Here is a 19778-nt window from a genome sequence, read left to right as displayed (position 1 = left end):
CCTAGAATTAGGTTGGTTTTTTTGTCTATTTTTTTGCCTTTGCCAGCAAAAACATATAAGATATATAGGGAAGGAAGAAAAAAGTTAAGAAAGAAGTTAAGAAAGGATAAAAATGAAAAAGCTAATATTTGACGTAGATGGAACAATTTTGGATTCCATGCACATCTGGGTAGAACCACAATCCAAACTCTTTGCCAAGTATGGATTCAACTTAGCCAACCTATCCAAAGAAGAAAAAGCGAAAATCGAAGCCCTATCCGTTGATGACATGTGCCAATACATAGCCGATGAAATAGCCACAGACATGACTTTCGATGAGGTTATGCAATACTTTGATGATATTGTCTACACCGGCTACAAGGATTTGCTCTTGCCAAAACCAGGCAACCTTGAAATCCTAAAAAAATTAAAGGATTTAGGCTTTTCTATGTCGATTGCCTCATCTACCCCATATAAATACTTGGAAATGGCTCTTAAGAGGCTAGGAATTTATGATTACTTTGATTTTTTTGCAACTCCTGAGCTTCTTAATATGAAAAAATCAGACCCTGCCTACTGGCAGTATTCAATAATGAAACATGGGGCAAAGCCAGAAGATTGTGTGCTTTTTGACGACGCCCTCTATGCCTTAGAAGCTGCAAAAAAAGAAGGGATTATGACTGTAGGTCTAAAAGACTTCCCTTGGAACGAAAAAGAATGGGCCCATATCGAAGAAGAAGCTGATATGACCCTAGAAAAAATTTCTGATATGGATATAGATAAATTTAGATAAAAAAAGATGTTTAACTAAAATCATAGTTAAACATCTTTTTGTTTTGCAATAGTGAATATTTTTTGAAGACTATGCAAAGAAAATATTTGTAAGGTGCCTTTAGATTTTTATCCTAATCTAATGTTAAAACATTCTCTTTTGCCTTCAAACGGTATTCCTACCTTATTTTTTCTTATTAACGATTACAGATACACCATCTGGAACGAAAGCTACTTTTGCATCTTCGCCTTTGATTTCCTTTGCCATTCTTAGAGCATCTTCAAGACTTTCAGCATAGGTCATGTGCATATCTTCGATTAATTGTCTATTTTCTGGGTCAGTTACAAAGATAACTTTATGACGTACAAGAATTCTTGCTAGAATTTGGATTTCCCATTGGTCTGGAATGGTTTCTTCCATTGGAATTTGAAGAACTCTGTCTTCTACATCTTTTGGAGTTTCAGCATCTTTGAAAGTTCTATAGAAGCTTTCACCACCGTGGCCATCATTACATCTAGAAACTTCGATTATTACACCATCATCTGCTGCTGCAGCTTCTGCAGCTGTCATTGATTTTACAGATTGGTAGACGTTTTGATCTAGTGGGTAACCACCATTACTTGTTACTGCAATGTCAGCATTTACACCTTCAACAGTTGATAGACCTCTAACAAATTCAGTTCCTTCATAGTGAGCTTTTACCCTATGACCTGCAAAGGCATTAATAATCTTCTTGTCAGCGTCAATTACAACGTTTAAGATAAAGGCTAGTTTTGCTTGTTCTGCAGCAAATTCCATGTCTTTGTGGATTGGGTTTTCTACTAGAATACCTGTTCTTGAATAATCACTTGCTATAAATTTAGAGCAGTGGTTGGCAAGAACTGTTTTTTCGCTTGCTATACCTGGAAGTACTGATTTTCTACCACCAGAGAAACCTGCGAAGAAGTGTGGCTCGATAAAGCCTTCAGCTATTAATAAGTCAGCATTTACAGCGTGCTTGTTTAATAGAAGTCTTCCACCTGATGGAAGTCTATCAAGCTCAACCATGTCTTCATCTACTCCAGATTTGTGAACAACGATATTTTCATTGTCAACTATTTCTTGTCCATACTTAGCAACTAATTCTTCATGAGTAGTTGGTCTGTGGAAACCTGTTGCAATAAGAATTGTAATCTCTGCATCTGGGTTTGTTGACCTAATTTCCTCAAGAAGGATTGGCATAGTTATAGCAGATGGAACTGGTCTAGTGTGGTCAGATGAAATTATTGTTATTGTTTTCTTACCCTTTACAAGGTCAGATAATTTCTCTGTCCCAATTGGATGTGCAAGGGCATCCCTAACGAGGTCTTCTTGGCTTTTTGTCGCCTTGAAACTGTGCGCCTTGCTCTCAAGTATGGCTACATCATCGCCTACTTCCATTTCGATAAATTCTTTGCCATAAGGCAATCTTACTTGTTTCATATTTACTCTCCTTTTCTTCTCTCACTACTATTTTATAAGATAACTGTAAATAATGCAAACAATTTCATGCTAGAATTAAAAAACTCTTCCGAAGAAGAGCTTAAGCTAACATATATCTCTTTACTTTTCTATATATCAAGCCCATTGCAAAAAGGCCTTTCATAATAGAAGTCGAACTCATAGCTATCCATACCCCATAGACGCCGACAAAAGGCATTAAAACTAGGGAAATTGGTATCCTCAAGAGGTTGTTTATTACACCAAGGGCAGCTGGAGTTTTGGTGTCGCTCATTCCATTAAAACAGCCCGCAAGACCAATTTCTATTGACATGAAGGCTTGAGAAAGTCCTAGAATGAATAGGTAGTTCGCACCAAGTTCAATTGCCTCCTTGCTTTCTGGAGTGAAAAGTTCAAAAAGCTTGTGCCTAAAAATTATTAGAACTAGGGTTGCTATAATTCCGATAATAGCAACTAATCTAAAGGCTTCTTTAATCGATTCCTTAACTCTTTTCTTATTTTCAGCTCCATAATTTTGTGCAACTAGGGCTTGGATACCGACCTGGATACCCTCAGTTGTATTCCAAGAAATAGATTCAAGTTGACTTCCTATGGCACAGACTGCCACAGGTGTTGGACCAAAAGCTGACATAAACCTATTTAAAACCATAGAAATTGACGCATGAAAACCAGACAAAAGTGCCGCAGGTAGGCCAAGCCTAAAAATTTCTAGCTGCCAATTTTCCCTATAATCTATGTAAGTTATAGCCGACCTAATGATGCCATCTTTAGAAATAACCAGCAAAAAATAAAGCAAAACAACTACAAACTGACTTATAATTGTAGCTAGGGCAGCACCTTTTGCTCCCATATGTGGAAAGGGACCTAGACCAAAAATCAAAACTGGATCTAAAACCATATTTATAGCAAGCCCAACAGCATTAATCACGAAGGGAGTAAAAGAATCCCCAAGTGATGTGAAGGCTTGGGTAAACATAGGACCCACGAAAAAGAAAATCATACCGAGACTTACCACAAAAAAATAATCCTTGGCAGCCATTTCAGCCTCATGGCCCAAATTATAAAATTCTATAAAAACATTTTTTACAATAAGGCAAAAGGTAGTAAAAAACAAACCAATGACAATAGCTTGGATAAAACCATTATTAATAATCATCACCGTTTCCTTCTCATTTCGAGAACCAAAGGCCTGGGAAGCATAAACGCCCATGCCAACCTTAGGTATAAGGACAAGGGAATTGCCTATCCAAAAAATAAAACCAGCTATCCCAACCCCTGCCATAGCCTTAGTACCCAACCTTGCAATCCAAATAGTATCAACAAAGCCATAAGCAATCTGGATAAAGGCTGTAAGGGCCAAAGGAAAAGACAGCTTCAAAAGCGTATGCCTAATATTTCCATGTAATAAATCTATTTTCCTATTCATAAAGACTCCTATATAAGTTATAACCTTATTATCTTACTAATATTTTACGAATTGTCATTTAATTTATCAAAAGTATATTGATAGTATGAAAAACTACGAAAATTTAAAGGCCGGCAGGCTCTTTAAAACAGACGACTATCTTGTTGAAAAACTCACTGCCTGCTGGGAAAAATTAGTAAAATTAAATACGGAAACGAACAGAGAAGAAAGAAATAAAATCTGCCAAGAACTATTCGCAAGCTTTGGTAAGTCAACGGTCCTTTCCCCTTTCAGGTGTGATTATGGGGACAACATCTACATAGGAAATAATTCTTTTATAAACTTCAACGTCTCCATGGTAGACCTAGGAAAAATACAAATAGGAAACAGAGTCCTAATAGGTCCTGGCACAGGACTTTTCACAGCCATCCACCCCATAGACCCAGAAGTAAGAGCCACAGGTGTCGAGAAGGGTGCAGACATCATCCTAGAAGACGACGTCTGGATTGGAGGCAACGTCACAATCCTTCCTGGAGTCACCATAGGCAAAGGCTCAATCATAGGTGCAGGCTCAGTTGTAAGTAAGGATATACCTCAAATGTCCATAGCTGTAGGCAACCCCGCCAAGGTTGTAAGGAAAATAAATGAAGACGATAAAAAATATTGGCAAGCTGAATACGATATATATCTTCATGGAATGGGAGAATAATATCAAAATCTATTACTAAAAAGAAATCACATGTGGTTTCTTTTTTTTTAATATAATTTTACAAAGGCATTTTCAAGTAAGTAGCTTCCACAAGTTTGAGGAAAATGTTTGTGTGGAGCTTATTTCTATTCTTTACTATAATAAATATATAAGGTGGTTATATGATTGAGACAAGATTAAAGCAAATATTTGACTACCTAACTCTTGACTACGACTACCATACGTCTAAAGAGATAGGAGAAGTAATGGAGTTATCTTCTAAAACTATAAGAAAGGAGATAAACCTATTAAATTCAGTGATTAAAGATAAGGGGGCGATAATCGAATCCAAACCAAGCAAGGGCTTCATATTTACCATTAAGGATAAGGATAAGTTTAAGATTTTTTTGAAAAACGACTGGTACAAATATGCCTACTACCAGGAAGAAGATGGAGATAAGAATCTTAGATACGTTAATATCTTAAGGACCTTCCTATTCTCAAATTCCTACATTAAACAATTTGAACTAGCCGAAACCTTCCACGTAAGTGAATCCCAGATTAACAAAGACCTGCCAAACATAAGGCAAATCTTAGAAGGATATGACTTAGAACTTGTATCAAAACCCTACTACGGAATGAAAGTAGAAGGAAACGAGAAGGATATAAGGCTTGCGATAAAAAATGAAATAGGCGAAGACCCACTCCTCTTTGAAGGCGATAAAGATAGAGACCTCTTCGACAAAATTCAAGAAGTTATAGAAAAAATTGACTTCGGTGATGACTACTACATGCCCTATGTAAATTTCAAAAATCTAGTCATCCACATCTATATTTCAGTCTTAAGAATTAAGCAAGGAAAATATATAAACCTGGCAGATGAGTTTAAAAACAAAATAAAATCCTACAAGGAATATCAACTTGCTAAAAATATCGTAGATAAGCTTGAGCTTAAATTAGGAATAAAAATCCCAAACCAGGAACTAGGCTATATAACCATGCACCTTGTAGCTAAGAACACTATTAGGGACCAAAAAAATATATCAAGTGAAATACTAAAACTATCACAAGCCATAATCGACGAAATTTACAAGGTCTCCAAGTATGACTTTAGGGCAAATATAGACTTTTTCTTCGCCCTAGCCATCCACCTAGGCCCTTTAGTAAACAGGATTAGGTACGGGTTTAACATGAAAAACCCCATCCTAGATGATATAAAAGAAAATAAAATTTCCTACCTCCTAGCAACAATTGGTGCAAGCGTGGTAAACGAAAAATACAAAACAAAACTATCAGAAGACGAAATAGGCTATATAGCCCTCCACATCATGGCAGCTATAAATTCCAACACCATAAATACCAAAAACATATTGATAATATGTGGAGCCGGTAATTCTTCAGCCCAGATAATGAAAACTCAGCTAAATAGGCAGTTTGGAAATAACATCAAAGAAATAAGAACTACAGACCTTAGGAGTCTAGATCAAATAAATATGAATGACTATGACCTAATCATATCATCAGTCAAACTCGGCAACGACTTTGACCTTCCAATTGTCTATGTAGATATCATCTTCTCAAAAGTCGACTTGGACAATATTAAGATTGCCCTAGACGACACCAGGCTTGGTAAGATTTATGATATTTTTGCAAACTCAGTTCTAGTAAGGACAAGCAAATTCACAAATAAACTTGAAATTTTAAAATTTATAGCAGAAACAATCGAAGATAAGTCGAATTTTGAAAAAGAAACTGCCCTGAACCAACTCAAAAAAAGAGAAGAAATGGGACAAACGTCTTTTGATACTATAGCCATTCCCCATATCCTCGACCAGGTAAAGGGAGATTCATATTCGATTATCATAATCCTCGATAAACCTATAAAATGGAACGACAATAAGGTTGACTTAGTCTATTCACTTATAGTGGGTGATAGGCTTGGAGATATGAGTCTCTACTATGAAAAACTAGGAGAATTCTTATCAAACAAGCCAATCCAGAAAGAAGCCTTAAAAACCAAAGACCCTATGGAATTTATGAACGTATTTATGAAAGGAGGAATAAATGGATAGTATCGAAAAAGTTTACGAGTTGGCCTTCAATATAATTGCCCATGCTGGCGAAAGCAGAAGCCTATCTTCGGAAGCCATGGATGCGGCAGAATCTTATGATTTTGATAAAGCAGAGGAGCTCCTAAAGCAAGCTAACGACCAATTCCTAGCCTGCCACGAAGTTCAAACTAGTATGCTTACCAAGGAAGCCAATGGCGAAAAAAATGAAATAAACATTATCCTAATCCATGCCCAAGACCACTTAACAATGGCAACTATGGCTATGGAAAATGCAAAAAGATGGATTAGGATAAATAAAAAATTAAAAGAATTGGAGGAAAAGTAATGAAAAAAGTAATGCTTATTTGTAATGCTGGTATGAGTTCATCTCTTATGGCAAAGAAAGTCACTGAGCAATTAGAAAAAGACGGTAAGGACATTATTGTCGATGCCACAACAAGTAGCGACAGCGAGAGAGTCCTAAGTGGAAGCGACTATGACATGGTCCTTGTAAGTCCACAAATAAGAATGTATTTTGATGCTTACAAGGAAAAAGCCGATGCAAATGGCAAGGCCATAGCTCAAGTTCCATTTAATGCCTATGCCCCAACTCCTTCTGGCATAAAAAATATGGAAAATATAATCTTAGAAAGTCTTGAATAGGAGAAATGATGGATAAACAATTATTCTGGGGAAACTCCACTTCATCCATGCAAACGGAAGGTGCCTACGATTTAGACGGAAAAGGCAAGTCTGTCTATGACATTAGAGAGGCAAGTGAAAATCTTAGCGACTGGAAGGTAGCCATAGATGAATATCATAGGTATGAAGAAGACATTAAACTTATGAAAGAAATGGGAGCAAACTCTTACAGGTTCCAGATCTCATGGTCAAGAGTCTTGCCAAAAGGCTATGGGGAAGTTAATGAAAAGGGTTTGGAATTTTATGATAAGTTAATTGCGTGTCTTGAAAAATATCAAATAGAACCCATTATTTGCCTCTACCACTTCGATATGCCTCTTTATTTGAGCGAAAAATACAACGGTTTTTCTTCAAAAAAAGTAATTGACTATTTCTTTGAATTTTCAAAAATAATAATCGACAGGTACCACGAAAGAGTAAAATATTGGCTAACTTTCAATGAGCACAACCTTTACTCATCTGATTTTGCCCTAACCATAGCTGGTAGCAACCTAGAAATAAACCCTACTAATATCCACCAAGTTCAATATAACACCCTGGTTGGTCATGGAAGGGTTGCAAGGTATGTCCACGAGCATTACAAAGATTTAAAAATTGGTGGCATGTTGGCATACACTACCTACTACCCATATTCGTCAAAGCCTGAAGATAATTATATTAGAAATGCTTATGATAACTTTGATTACAACTTGTATTTGAATGTCTTCACCCAAAAGGGGTATATGAATACCTTTAAGGCCTACCTAGAGAAAAATAATATTAAAATCGAAAAAACAGATCAAGAAGAAGAAATACTCAACAATATAAAAAGTGATTTTATCGCCTTCTCCTACTACAGGTCAGCAACCCTTAAGTATCAAGGAAAAGACTACTGTCCACTAAATACGGATGTCTTTGTAAAAAATGACTATCTTGATAGGAATGAATGGAATTGGGAAATCGACCCTATGGGTTTGGAAATCGCCATGTTAGAAATTTACAATAGGACTAATTTACCAATATTCATAGTCGAAAACGGCATAGGACTCAGAGAAGAGCTTCCAGAAAATGAATTTATAGAGGATGATTTAAGAATTAAATACCTAAAAAGCCACTTTGATGCCATGGCACGCGCTATAGATAAGGGAGTCGAGTGTATGGGCTATCTTGGCTGGGGCTTTATAGATATACTTTCCTCATCAGGAAGCATGGACAAAAGGTATGGGGTGGTTTATGTAAATAGAGATAACCACGACTTGAAAGATTTAAGAAGGATAAAAAAGAAAAGTTTTGCTTATGTTAAGCAAGTATTTGAATCTAACGGAAAGGAAAGAAAAATAAAATGACAGAAAAAAATAAAAGATCATTCGTAGACAAGCTTTCAGAAGCTAGTATGAAATTTGGATCACAAATTCACCTAAAATCTCTAAGAGATGCTTTCGCAATAATGCTCCCACTATTTATAATTGCAGGTATAGCAGTGTTAATCAACGCTGTAATTCTACCAAAAATTTTAAACGAAGCTCAAATGGCTGTCGCTTCACACTGGGCAATATCAGTTGCCAATGCTACCTTGAGTATATCAGGTCTTCTAATCTGTGGTATTGTAGCTTATACCCTATCAATGAACAAGGGCTTTGAACATGCGATAACAGCTGTAATGATTGCCATAGCATCATTAATAGTAATGATGCCTCAAACAATTGATGTGACTGGAGCAAACGGAGAAGTTGTCCAAGCTGGAGGCATCCTATCTTACGGAAACCTCGGCACTAACTCTATGTTTGGTGGTATAATTATGGGTCTTCTTGCAACAGAATTATTCATCAGACTATCCAACATCAAGGCTATAAAGATAAACATAGGCGGAAACGTACCACCAGCTGTAAACAATTCATTTAATAACCTAATACCAGTAATACTTACTCTTCTTATCTTCTCAATCCTATCATTCGTGCTATTCTACTTCTTCCAAGTAGACCTAATAACACTAATAGCAACAATGATTCAAGAGCCTTTAAGAAAAGTAAATACTTCATTACTCGGAACAATCTTAATCTACAGCCTAGGTAATTTAATATTTACCTTCGGTATCCACCAAGCTGTAATTTACTCAACAATCCTAGAACCATTACTTCTTGTAAACATTAATGAAAATATGGATGCTGCAAGAGCAGGTCTTGAAATCCCACACATAATGAACCTCAGTCTTGTCCAATGCTACGGTCTTATCGGTGGATCAGGATCAACAATCTGCTTATTGATAGCAGTCTTCCTCTTCTTTAGAAAAAACAAACAATACAGACAAATTGGTGAGCTATCATTCTTGCCTGGACTATTTAACATAAACGAGCCAATCATCTTTGGTCTTCCAATAGTATTCAACCTTCCAATGATGATTCCATTTGTTTTAACTCCTGCTATAGGAATTATTGTAGCTTACTTTGCAACAGCAATTGGATTTATGAATAAATGTACAGTTCTTGTTCCATGGACAACACCACCACTACTAAACGGATTCTTAGCAACTGGTGGAGACTTCAGAGCTGTGATAGTTCAATTAGTGATAATAGTTATAGGCGTGCTATTATATCTCCCATTCATGAAGATAAGTGCGAGAGTAAGCAAAGAGCAAGCAGAAGCTATGAACAACTAAAGAAAACACTTGCACCCCCCTTATAAACTATAATATAGATATAGCAATAAAGGATAGTTATTGAATTTCAAGCTAAACCTGTATGCATTCCTTATGATAGGTCTGTGTACAGGTTTTTTTGTTATAAGGAGGATGAGTGTTTGTTAATAAGGTCATAAATAATAATGTAGTTAGCATTATTGAAAACAATATTGAAAAAATTGTTATGGGAAGGGGTCTAGGCTTTAAAAAGAAGACTGGCGATCAGATTGACGAATCCAAAATTGAAAAGGTTTTTGTAATCCATGATGATTCTATGGCTCATAAATTTATGGAACTTGTCGAAGATATACCCCTAGACCACATGCTTGCTGCCGATAAAATTATTTCTTATGCTAAGGAGACTCTTGGCAAAAAACTTAGTGACTTATTATATATAAGCCTTACAGACCATATCTATGCTGCTATCCAAAGATCTAAGGAAGGGATTTTTATTAAAAATGCCTTGTTATGGGATATAAAACGCTTTTATCCTGATGCATTTAGGATAGGAATCTATGGACTTGACTATATTAATAGCAAGTTTAATACCAAGCTCCCAGAAGATGAGGCAGGTTTTATCGCCCTTCACATAGTTAATGCTGAGGAGGAAGGAGGTAGTTTTCAAGATCTAATAGAAATCTCTACACTTGTGCGAGAAATTGAAAATATTGTCAAATACGAGTTTAACAAGGAATTTGATGAAGATAGCGTATATTATTTCAGATTCTTAACTCATCTGAAATTTTTTGCAAAAAGAGTCGTAGAAAAAAAGACCTATGATGATAATATCGAGGAGGACTTATTTGACCTTATAAGAAATAAGTACAAGAATTCTTACAAATGCGTTAATAAGATTAGGGATTTCCTGCTTAAGTCCTACGATTATAATCTATCAGATGAAGAAAAGATGTATCTAACCATACACATTGAGCGAGTAATTTACAAAAATTAGTATTTACGGATGGTTACATTAGGTTGGCCAAACCTCTATTTTAAGGAGGAATTATGGGTAAGTATAAAGATTTAGCGACTGAAATAGTCAAAAATGTCGGCGGTAAGGAAAATATAAACAGCCTTACCCACTGTATAACAAGATTAAGATTTAGACTTAAAGATGAGTCTAAGGCAAATGATGAGGCGATAAAAAGTATGGATGGTGTTGTAACCCTCATGAAAAGCGGTGGACAATACCAAGTGGTCATAGGCAACCATGTACCTAGAGTTTATGAAGATGTAGTTGAAGTAGCGGGTCTAAGTGATGATAATGCTAACCATGAAGAAGAACAACAAGGATTATTTAATAAGTTTATAGCCTTGATGAGTGATGTTTTTCAACCAATCCTTGGTGCCTTATCTGCGTCTGGTATAATCAAAGGTTTAGTGGCGCTTCTAGGGTTTATTATTGTTGATTTTAAATCCTCTGGTAGCTATCTTCTTCTCAATGCTATTGGTGATGGGCTATTTACCTTCTTACCATTTATGATTGCTTATTCAGCAAGTAGAAAGTTTAAGCTAAATCCTGTAACAGGTCTTGCTATGGCTGGGATTTTATTGTATCCTTCAATACAAAAGTCAGCCCTAGAGGCAGGCGATGTCTTAGGTAGCATTCCTTATATCGGGGATTACTATAGCAAATTTTTAGGTATACCTTTCATAGCTAATAATTATTCTGGTTCAGTTATACCAATTCTTGTAATAATAGCCTTTGGTTCAATAATTGAAAAAAAGGCCAAAGACCTGGTTCCTGATGTCTTACAAGGATTTTTCGTACCATTTTTTACACTTATAATTACTATGCCTATCGCCTTACTAATAATAGGTCCAGTTATATCCACACTTACAAACATCCTTATGGATTTCTTTAACTCAGTAATAGGTATATCGCCTGTACTATTTGGTTTACTAATTGGATTTGTGTGGCAAATTCTTGTAATATTTGGATTACATTGGTCTATAATACCTCTCGGTATAATTGCAATCCAAGCTAATGGTATGGATAGAATAATGGTTGGTCAATTCGGTGCATCTTTCGCTCAAACAGCAGCGATTTTTGCTATGTATTTAAAAATGACAGACAAGAAGAAAAAAGCATTAGCTATACCAGCGATTATATCAGGAATATTCGGTGTTACAGAACCTGCTATATATGGATTCTCTCTTCCAGCTAAAAAACCATTTATCTTCTCATGTATAGGGGGAGGTATATCCGGAGCCATATTTATGCTAATGGGTGGTACAAGATATAATCAAGGTGGTTTAGGAGTCTTCGGAATAATGAATTATGTAAATCCAGAAAACGGATCATTTATTCCTGTACTATTAGATATTGTTATTGCTGCAACAATAGGTTTCTTTTTAACAATGTTTTTTTGGAAACCTGATGAAAAAATAGAAGTAAATACAGAAAATGAAAATAATAAATCTCTAGTTGGTACAAATGAAAGAATATATTCTCCAATGACTGGCAATGTTCTTAAGTTGTCAGAAATAAATGATCAAGCTTTTTCATCAGAGGCACTTGGTAAGGGTCTTGCAATAAATCCAACAGATGGCAAAGTCTACTCACCAGTTGATGGCACAGTAACAATGTTATTTAGAACCAACCACGCCATAGGAATCACCTCTGACAAGGGAGTGGAAATCCTAGTCCACATAGGCATGGACACTGTAGAAATGGATGGAGAAGGATTCTTTGCTCATGTAAAACAAGGAGATAAGATTAAAGCTGGGGATCTTCTTATAGAAGTTGACCTAGATAAAGTTAAGTTAGCAGGTTATGAAACCATAACTCCTGTCCTAGTAACAAATTATGATGATTTATTAGATTTAGTAGAAACTGACCAAAAAGAAATTAAAGCAAAAGATGATTTGCTAACAGTCTTATTTTAGGAGGCAAAAATGGGTTTTAGAAAAGATTTCCTTTGGGGTGGTGCTACAGCCGCTAACCAATGTGAAGGTGGATATGATGAAGGTGGCAGAGGTATATCCAACAAGGATCTTATGCCAATAGGTAAATATAGGAATCCAATAGCTACTGGAGAAAAAAAATCTCTGGATTTTGATAAAGAATTATATTATCCTTCTCTTTATGGCATTGATATGTATCATAAATACAAGGAAGATATCGCCCTTTTTGCTGAAATGGGTTTTAAGGTTTATAGATTTTCTATTTCATGGACTAGGATATTCCCTAATGGAGATGAAGATATTCCAAATGAAGAAGGTTTGAGATTCTATGACAATCTTATAGATGAACTACTTAAGTATGATATTGAACCTCTCGTAACTATTTCTCACTTTGACTGTCCAATGCATCTAAGCAAAAAATATGGTTCCTGGAAAAACAAAAAAATGATTGACTTCTTTGCGAAGCTAGCAAAAGTTTTGTTTGAAAGGTATAAAGGAAAAGTTAAATATTGGCTAACTTTTAATGAAATCAACATGATACTTCATAGACCTTTTAATGCAGCGGGTATATTCTTTGAAGAAAATGATAATAGAGATCAAATAAAATATCAAGCAGCCCACAACGAGCTAGTTGCAAGTGCACTCGCAACCAAAATAGGCCACGAAATAGATCCAGACAATAAAATTGGCTGCATGCTCCTAGGCGGCTCAACTTATCCTTACACCTGCAATCCTGAGGATGTATTTGAAGCATATTTAGATGATAGAAAGAATTATTTCTTTACAGATATCCATGTAAGGGGTGAATATCCTGCTTACGCTCTAAAAGAAATAGAAAGACTTGGAATAGAAATAGAAAAAACAGATGAAGAAATGAAATTACTAAAAGATCACACCGTAGATTTCGTTTCATTTTCTTACTACTCAACACGAGTCACATCAACAGATCCTGAAGTTTTAAAGAATAGAACGAGCGATAATGCAATCTTCTCAATCAAAAATCCTTATCTAAAATCAAGCGAATGGGGCTGGCAAGTAGACCCATTAGGCCTTAGGTATACCCTAAATCAAATCTATGACAGGTATCAAAAACCACTCTTCATAGTAGAAAATGGCTATGGAGCAATTGATAAACCAGATGAAAATGGCTATGTAGAAGATGATTACAGGATAGATTATCTCAGAAGTCACATTAAGGAAATGCGAGATGCTGTCACCCTTGACGGAGTAGACCTATTAGGATACACAACTTGGGGACCAATCGACCTGGTATCAGCAGGAACTGGCCAAATGAGCAAAAGATATGGCTTTATCTATGTAGACCTAGATGATGAAGGAAATGGAACACTTAAGAGAAGCAAGAAAAAATCATTTGATTGGTACAAAAAAGTGATAGCTTCTAATGGTGAAGATTTAGACTAAATAGGAGTAAATAATGGAATCTTTAAAATTTAACAATTTTGATATTAAAGCGGTTAATACAGGGGTATCAATAGTAAAAATTGATAATGAAGAGGTTCTTAGAGTTGTTAAAAGTGAAAAAATAAATAAATTCGATGAAAATACCATTGCTAAAATTACGAATATAAATATGAGAAATGGTGAAATTAGGCTTAAGATGTTGTCAAAACTACTAGAAAATGCACCTGACTTTGCAAGAGGCTTTATAGGAATAGCTTTTAGAGTAAATGAACAAAGCTCAAAATTCGAATCGTTTTATCTAAGACCTACTAACGGTAGGCATCCAGATAAGCTTAGAAGGTCACATGGATGCCAATACTTTTCCTATCCTGGTTATACATTTGAATATTTCAGAGAGTTCAATATTCCAAACACTGAAGCTGAAGCGGATATAGGATTAAATGAATGGATAGATTTAAAAGCAGTTATATATGGTGAAAAAGCGTCATTTTTTGTAAATGATTTTTCAAAACCAGTACTAGAAATAAAAAATTTGATTCACGGAGCTAAAGCTTCAGGAAACTTAGGATTATTTGTAGATATTGGAACAGAAGGCTTCTTTAAGGATATAGAAATAAAAAAATACAATTAGTATAAATAATCATCACACATTTAACATTTAAATTAATCATTACCTCCACTGATTTAAGGGTGGAGGTTTTAATTGTTATTTAAAAATGTAAAATACTAATAAGAATAAAGAAAGGAATCCTATATGTAATGGAAAAAATAAGCAGAAAAGATTGGGCTGCCTTGTTTATAGCTCTCTTTCACACCACTCCCATAGCTATAAACCAGTTTGCTCCAAACATTATTGATGGCCTAGGCATTCCTATAAGCATCACCGAGCTTATCCTCAGCTTGAATGCCATTACAGGCACTATTTTTTTGTTGCTTTCAGGAAATATCAACGAAAAATTCGGCATGAGAAAGACAACCATCTTCGGTCTTAGTCTTGTTATTCTAAGCGGGCTTATCCCTTTATGCTTTAGAAACGAACTAGGTATTATTTTAAACAGGTTAATTCTAGGAACTGGCATAGGCATCTACGGGGCGAACTCATCCACCTACATAAGCATCTTTAATTCGGGAAATAAAAAAGCTAAGTTACTAGGCTTTAGGAATGCTTTTGAGATGATTGGACTTATCCTTGCGATTTTCCTAGCAGGATCTTTGGGCAAAAATGATTTTTATAATTCATTTGCGGTCTATGTAATAGCCCTCCTTCCTCTCATATTTTTTGTAGCTACCATACCCGAGGTCAAGTTTGATAGCTCAGAGAGCGATGAAAAATTTAAGGCAAATAGGTTTGTAAAGTATTATGCTGCCATATCCTTCATTGTCATCATGTCTACAAGTGCTATGAACTTAAGATTTCCCACTGTGCTTGCAAAAAACGGAATAATCGGCGAGTCAATCAGCCTTTATACAATGATTATCATGTTTGTTGGTATGATTGGTGGATTTTCCTTTGGTAAGGTGTATGAAATTTTTAAAAACCATACATTAAAAGTTGCGATCTTGATGGTAATTATAGGCAGTATTCTAATTTCAATTACTGACGAGTCTGTCAGCCTCTTGGTTATTGGTGTTGGCCTAGCCACATTTTTCCAATCAATAGTTATATCTTACTTGGTTGGAGACCTGGAAAACCAAATGATAAGCAAACATATTGCCAAGGCAACTGGAATAATATTCGCATCTAATAACATAGGTACGCTCGTTTCCCCTCTTGTCTTGTTGGCGCTTAAAAATATCACCGGTTTTACAAACTTAACTGGGGTCTTCATTGGCATTGCTGCAATTTTGACCTTGTTCTTACTGTATGAAGTTTTTTTCTTAAAGAGTGATATAAATAAGATTTGAAATTTTTGCTAGACATAAAGGCCTTATATAAAGTTGATGGATTGTGAAAATCAGCTCCTTTAAAAGACCTATAGTCTAAGTCTTGATCAACCCCTTGATTTTTGTGGCTAATAAGAAGTGGAAAGTTGGAATTTTATGAATGAAAACAAAAAGGACCTCTATCCTGATTTGGGTCTTGAGGATATTATTAAAATCTTAAGAAAAAAAGACGAGAGCTGTTTGGCTTGCGCAAATTATTCTACAGGTGAGGTGAGGGTTGTTTCTGACCTTGCCTACAAGGATGACGGAGATTTTTACCATAACTTTGATATATATTATGGAAATTCTACCGGCAAAATCCTTCCTACTGTGGTTAATGTCCATGGTGGTGGCCTTGTTTATGGGACTAAGGAAATTTGCAAACAGGCTTGTGTTTGTCTGGCAAAACTTGGGTTTAATGTCGCTAATGTCAACTACAGGCTCTTGCCAAATGTCACTTTCAAAGACCAAATAAGGGATGTGGTTGATGGACTTACTTATCTTGTGGAAAATGCTAGCAAGTTAGGTCTTTATACCGAAGATTTTTTTCTTATGTCGGATTCTGCTGGTTCTTTTCTGACACTGGCTGCCTACGCCCTAATGAAAGATGAGAACTTCAGGAAAATCTTTTGCATCCCTGCCAAAAACATAAATATCTCAGCTATGGGTTTTATTTCTCCCATGACTGGACTTATGAAAACAGGATCCCTTGCTCTAATCAACGAACCTACTAGACGTAGTCTCAGTGATGAAGAAATTCCTTTTACAGATGACATCCTAAGAGCCCTAAAGCATACCACCTTGCCAAAAACTATAATCGCAACTAGCGAAGAAGATTTTATCAGGTCCCAGGCGCTCGCCCTAAAAAAAATCCTAGACGCAAAAAATATAAAAAATAAATTCCTAGATTTTAAGAAAAACGACTCCTATCCCCTAGGTCACAGCTTTGCCTTCTCCCACCCAAACCTTGACGAAAGCGAGCAAGTCTTTGAGGAAATGAGTAGATTTTTCAAAAACTTTTAAGAGGCACAAGCCTCTTTTTTTATAAAAATTATTTTTGGAGGGGTGAAAATAAATTAAAAATATGAACGAATAGCATTTATGGCTAATATTATTTCTATAAATAGAAAGCTAGAATTTCAGGATTTTAAGAGGTCAGACTTGGCAAGATGTCTAGGGTTTACTCCGACCTTAATCTTCCAATTTTAATTATAGTTGGCGGCTGGGAATCATGTGGCAGGGACTTTGTGATAAAGGACATCGCCCCCCCCAACTTTGCAGCTAAGGACTTTGATATAACGTTGCCTGGCAAGGACGATCAAAAGGCTAGAATTAAGGACCTTAAAGATTCTTTTAAAAAAGATTTTTATATAGACGGCCTTGATTAGGGCTAATAAAAACACTACGAGACCAATGAAAAACATTTCAAAAAATTTCTAAAAGCCCCAGATTTCCCTTATGAGCCTTGAGATATACAACTCCAACGATATAAAAGCCGCCTCTAAGGAAGCCTTAGATATCACAACAGACAGACTAAACCAGGACCTAAAAAGAGTAATTTAAAAAAAATAAAATGAAAATACCGAAAGGACCTATGTTAAAAAAATCAATCCTCAAATGTTCGGGCCTTTTAAATGAAATTTCTGAAGAAGACTACAAAAGAAAGTACCTTAAAACGAAATAACTTTTGTTTAAATACTAAATTATTATTGCTAAAACAATTTCATTTAACAATTTATATAATTGTAAAATGATTTAAAAGACGATATTAAATTAAACTATAATAGAAAAAGCGCCATCAAACCCAATTTATTAGTAGGCTTGTTGACGCTCTTCTTTGTCTTTTAAAAAAATATTAATTTTTTCTTATTTGAAAAATCGATTATTGATTTTTTATTTCATATCACTAATGCTTAAGCCAAATTTTAATCTAACTAAATCTCCATTTAGAAAAATACAAGTTCTATATATTCCATATTTAGATAACCATTTACTTCTTTCAGTCTGGGATATATAAAATATTCTTATAAAATTAATCAATATGCTATGATTATAAAATATTTAAATCATTCATAGTCCTTTATATCTTAAATTTTCTATAAATCTTAGCTATTTTTTATGGTTAAAAAATTAGATTTAATAATATTTGTAGTTCATCCTACATTATGCCTAACAAAGCCATTACTGCCGAAAATATGAATATTGCAAGGAGAAGCTTGTTAGCAGACCATTTTTTATTTCTAACCAAATAATATGATATCAATGTTAATATTAATGGTAAAAATTTTGGCATTACCTTGTCAAAAACATCTTGAAGTTTTACAACCATTTCTCCTGAAACAAATTCTAAAGCAAGTGGTGCTTTTACAGTTGTAGATGCTACAGCACCAATTACTATTAATCCTACGATTGACAAGAAAGTTGTAACCATATTTTTAATTTTAGTGTCGCTAATAATATTAACAGCATCAAGTCCTAGGTCATATCCTTTAATAAATAAGAAATATTTTAAAGGAATCACAATCATTAGCCATAAAGCTAGAAATACTAATGGCCCAATAAAAGAACCTTCTTGACTTAAACCAATTCCTATACTTAACAATATAGGGTTTATAGTTCCAACAAGTAGAGAATCACCTATACCCGCTAACGGTCCCATTAATGAATTCTTTAAATTTATCATGAGGCTTGGATCATCATTTTCCTTATCTAAATAATAATCTTCCTCTAAAGCTAATGATATACCAGGTACTATTGACCCAATTTGTGGTTCAGTATTAAAGAAAACAAGATTTCTTTTCAAGGCTTCAGATAAACCTTCTTTGTCATCTTTATATATTTTTTCCAAAGGATCTGCTAGTGTATGTGCGTAAGCAAGACCTTGCATCCTTTCATAGTTTTGAGCACAATGATGGAAAAACATCCATGTCCAGGCTGCTTTAGAAACATCTTTTTTTGATAAAATTTTTTCATTCTTCATAGTTATAATCCTCAGGTATTTCTTCTTCAACATTAGGTGACAAAATAACTTCTTTTCCATTATTCTCATAAATAGATTTTACATATAATGCAGATATTGCTATAGCAATAACTAATACAGTTGTTGTTGTCATTTCAAATGATGACATAATGGCCCAACCAAACACAAATAGTAATACTTGCCATTTTTGGTTGATAACTTGATTTAATAAAATAGCAAATCCTAAAGCTGGCAAAAGAGAACCAGCTACACCTAAAACTTTAGTTAAACTTTCAGGCATTGCTGCAATGATATCTTGAGCAAATTCAGATCCAAAATATAAAGTACATGTTACTATTCCAAATCTTTCTACAAAAGGTATTAATGTTCCACAAATATTTGATATTTTTATTTGTCTAGTGTCAGCATTTAAGGCATATTTATCAGCTCTATGTACCCAAAATGAATTTAGAGTCATTGATAAATTATGAAAAAGTACACCTATAGCTCCTAATGTTACGGCAAATGCCACGGCAGTATTTGTATCGCCTCCAGAAATTAATGCTAGTGGGATACCAACATATGCTGCTAAATTCAAATCTGATGGTAGAGCACCTCCTGGTACAATCTGACCTATGAATATTGCTTGAACAGCAACACCACACAACACTCCACCTTTAACATCTCCTAATATCAATCCTACTATGAGACCAGCTACAAGTGGTCTTCCTATACCATAAAATCCACCTGTTGTTCCAAATAACCATGGAACTTGATTTCTTCCTAGGTATGCAAAAATACCTATCAAAGCTGCTTGCAATAAAGTCATATAAAT

18 protein-coding genes are annotated in these 19778 nt (G+C 35.0%); 14 read left to right on the top strand and 4 right to left on the bottom strand.

The features are described from left to right. The first annotated feature begins 112 nt into the window (after nucleotides 1–112). On the top strand, nucleotides 113–772 hold the full coding sequence (locus tag HMPREF1630_RS01555; RefSeq protein WP_037326432.1) for an HAD family hydrolase: 660 nt from the start codon (nucleotides 113–115) through the stop codon (nucleotides 770–772). A 162-nt stretch (nucleotides 773–934) separates the two neighbouring features. Here the strand turns inward: HMPREF1630_RS01555 and larA are convergent, their stop codons facing one another. Then, nucleotides 935–2212, bottom strand: a complete 1278-nt coding sequence (gene larA, locus HMPREF1630_RS01550) for a nickel-dependent lactate racemase (protein ID WP_037326430.1) — start codon at nucleotides 2210–2212, stop codon at nucleotides 935–937. Nucleotides 2213–2312: 100 nt separating this feature from the next. Further along, entirely contained in the window at nucleotides 2313–3656 is a 1344-nt protein-coding gene (locus HMPREF1630_RS01545; RefSeq protein ID WP_004829287.1) for an MATE family efflux transporter, read from the bottom strand. Nucleotides 3657–3741: 85 nt separating this feature from the next. Between HMPREF1630_RS01545 and HMPREF1630_RS01540 the strand changes: the two genes are divergently transcribed. From HMPREF1630_RS01540 to HMPREF1630_RS01480, 13 genes are all read left to right on the top strand, one after another. Then, nucleotides 3742–4344 (top strand): sugar O-acetyltransferase, encoded by a 603-nt coding sequence (locus HMPREF1630_RS01540; protein WP_004829288.1) that lies wholly within the window; start codon nucleotides 3742–3744, stop codon nucleotides 4342–4344. A 161-nt stretch (nucleotides 4345–4505) separates the two neighbouring features. Then, entirely contained in the window at nucleotides 4506–6395 is a 1890-nt protein-coding gene (locus HMPREF1630_RS01535; protein WP_004829289.1) for a BglG family transcription antiterminator, read from the top strand. Then, a complete protein-coding gene (locus HMPREF1630_RS01530; RefSeq protein ID WP_004829290.1) occupies nucleotides 6388–6720 on the top strand; it encodes a PTS lactose/cellobiose transporter subunit IIA in 333 nt (110 codons plus the stop codon). Before HMPREF1630_RS01535 ends, HMPREF1630_RS01530 begins: the two co-directional genes overlap by 8 nt. Beyond that, nucleotides 6720–7037, top strand: coding sequence for a PTS cellobiose transporter subunit IIB (locus HMPREF1630_RS01525; protein ID WP_004829293.1), 318 nt, complete (start codon nucleotides 6720–6722; stop codon nucleotides 7035–7037). The genes HMPREF1630_RS01530 and HMPREF1630_RS01525 overlap by 1 nt, the downstream gene beginning before the upstream one ends. Nucleotides 7038–7045: 8 nt before the next feature. Further along, complete coding sequence (locus tag HMPREF1630_RS01520; protein WP_004829296.1) at nucleotides 7046–8401, top strand: glycoside hydrolase family 1 protein; 1356 nt, start codon at nucleotides 7046–7048, stop codon at nucleotides 8399–8401. Continuing rightward, nucleotides 8398–9711 carry a PTS sugar transporter subunit IIC gene (locus tag HMPREF1630_RS01515; RefSeq protein WP_037326425.1) on the top strand — a complete coding sequence of 438 codons (1314 nt, stop codon included), beginning with the start codon at nucleotides 8398–8400 and terminating at the stop codon, nucleotides 9709–9711. The genes HMPREF1630_RS01520 and HMPREF1630_RS01515 overlap by 4 nt, the downstream gene beginning before the upstream one ends. Before the next feature lie 136 nt (nucleotides 9712–9847). Beyond that, on the top strand, nucleotides 9848–10684 hold the full coding sequence (gene licT / locus HMPREF1630_RS01510) for a BglG family transcription antiterminator LicT (protein ID WP_037326423.1): 837 nt from the start codon (nucleotides 9848–9850) through the stop codon (nucleotides 10682–10684). A gap of 53 nt (nucleotides 10685–10737) precedes the next feature. Further along, a complete protein-coding gene (locus HMPREF1630_RS01505) occupies nucleotides 10738–12621 on the top strand; it encodes a beta-glucoside-specific PTS transporter subunit IIABC (RefSeq protein ID WP_037326420.1) in 1884 nt (627 codons plus the stop codon). A 9-nt stretch (nucleotides 12622–12630) separates the two neighbouring features. Further along, the gene (locus HMPREF1630_RS01500; protein WP_037326417.1) at nucleotides 12631–14061 is read left to right on the top strand and encodes a 6-phospho-beta-glucosidase; all 1431 of its coding nucleotides are present in this window, start codon (nucleotides 12631–12633) and stop codon (nucleotides 14059–14061) included. Between the two features lie 13 nt (nucleotides 14062–14074). After that, nucleotides 14075–14692, top strand: a complete 618-nt coding sequence (locus HMPREF1630_RS01495; protein ID WP_037326415.1) for a hypothetical protein — start codon at nucleotides 14075–14077, stop codon at nucleotides 14690–14692. A gap of 128 nt (nucleotides 14693–14820) precedes the next feature. After that, the gene (locus HMPREF1630_RS01490) at nucleotides 14821–15966 is read left to right on the top strand and encodes an MFS transporter (RefSeq protein ID WP_037326413.1); all 1146 of its coding nucleotides are present in this window, start codon (nucleotides 14821–14823) and stop codon (nucleotides 15964–15966) included. 135 nt (nucleotides 15967–16101) lie between these two features. Continuing rightward, nucleotides 16102–17007, top strand: coding sequence for an alpha/beta hydrolase (locus tag HMPREF1630_RS01485; RefSeq protein WP_037326411.1), 906 nt, complete (start codon nucleotides 16102–16104; stop codon nucleotides 17005–17007). 146 nt (nucleotides 17008–17153) lie between these two features. Beyond that, nucleotides 17154–17372 carry a hypothetical protein gene (locus HMPREF1630_RS01480; RefSeq protein WP_037326409.1) on the top strand — a complete coding sequence of 73 codons (219 nt, stop codon included), beginning with the start codon at nucleotides 17154–17156 and terminating at the stop codon, nucleotides 17370–17372. A gap of 770 nt (nucleotides 17373–18142) precedes the next feature. On the opposite strand, the gene HMPREF1630_RS01475 is transcribed toward HMPREF1630_RS01480, so the two are convergent. Together HMPREF1630_RS01475 and HMPREF1630_RS01470 are read right to left on the bottom strand one after the other, a co-directional pair. Continuing rightward, entirely contained in the window at nucleotides 18143–18964 is an 822-nt protein-coding gene (locus HMPREF1630_RS01475; protein WP_037326407.1) for a PTS system mannose/fructose/sorbose family transporter subunit IID, read from the bottom strand. After that, nucleotides 18954–19772 (bottom strand): PTS mannose/fructose/sorbose/N-acetylgalactosamine transporter subunit IIC, encoded by an 819-nt coding sequence (locus HMPREF1630_RS01470; protein ID WP_037326405.1) that lies wholly within the window; start codon nucleotides 19770–19772, stop codon nucleotides 18954–18956. Before HMPREF1630_RS01470 ends, HMPREF1630_RS01475 begins: the two co-directional genes overlap by 11 nt. Nucleotides 19773–19778: the final 6 nt, after the last annotated feature.

It is taken from the genome of Anaerococcus lactolyticus S7-1-13 (assembly GCF_000758765.1).
Lineage (GTDB): Bacteria > Bacillota > Clostridia > Tissierellales > Peptoniphilaceae > Anaerococcus > Anaerococcus lactolyticus.
Note: the sequence above shows the minus strand (reverse complement) of the source record. Positions and strands in the feature narration are given on the sequence as shown.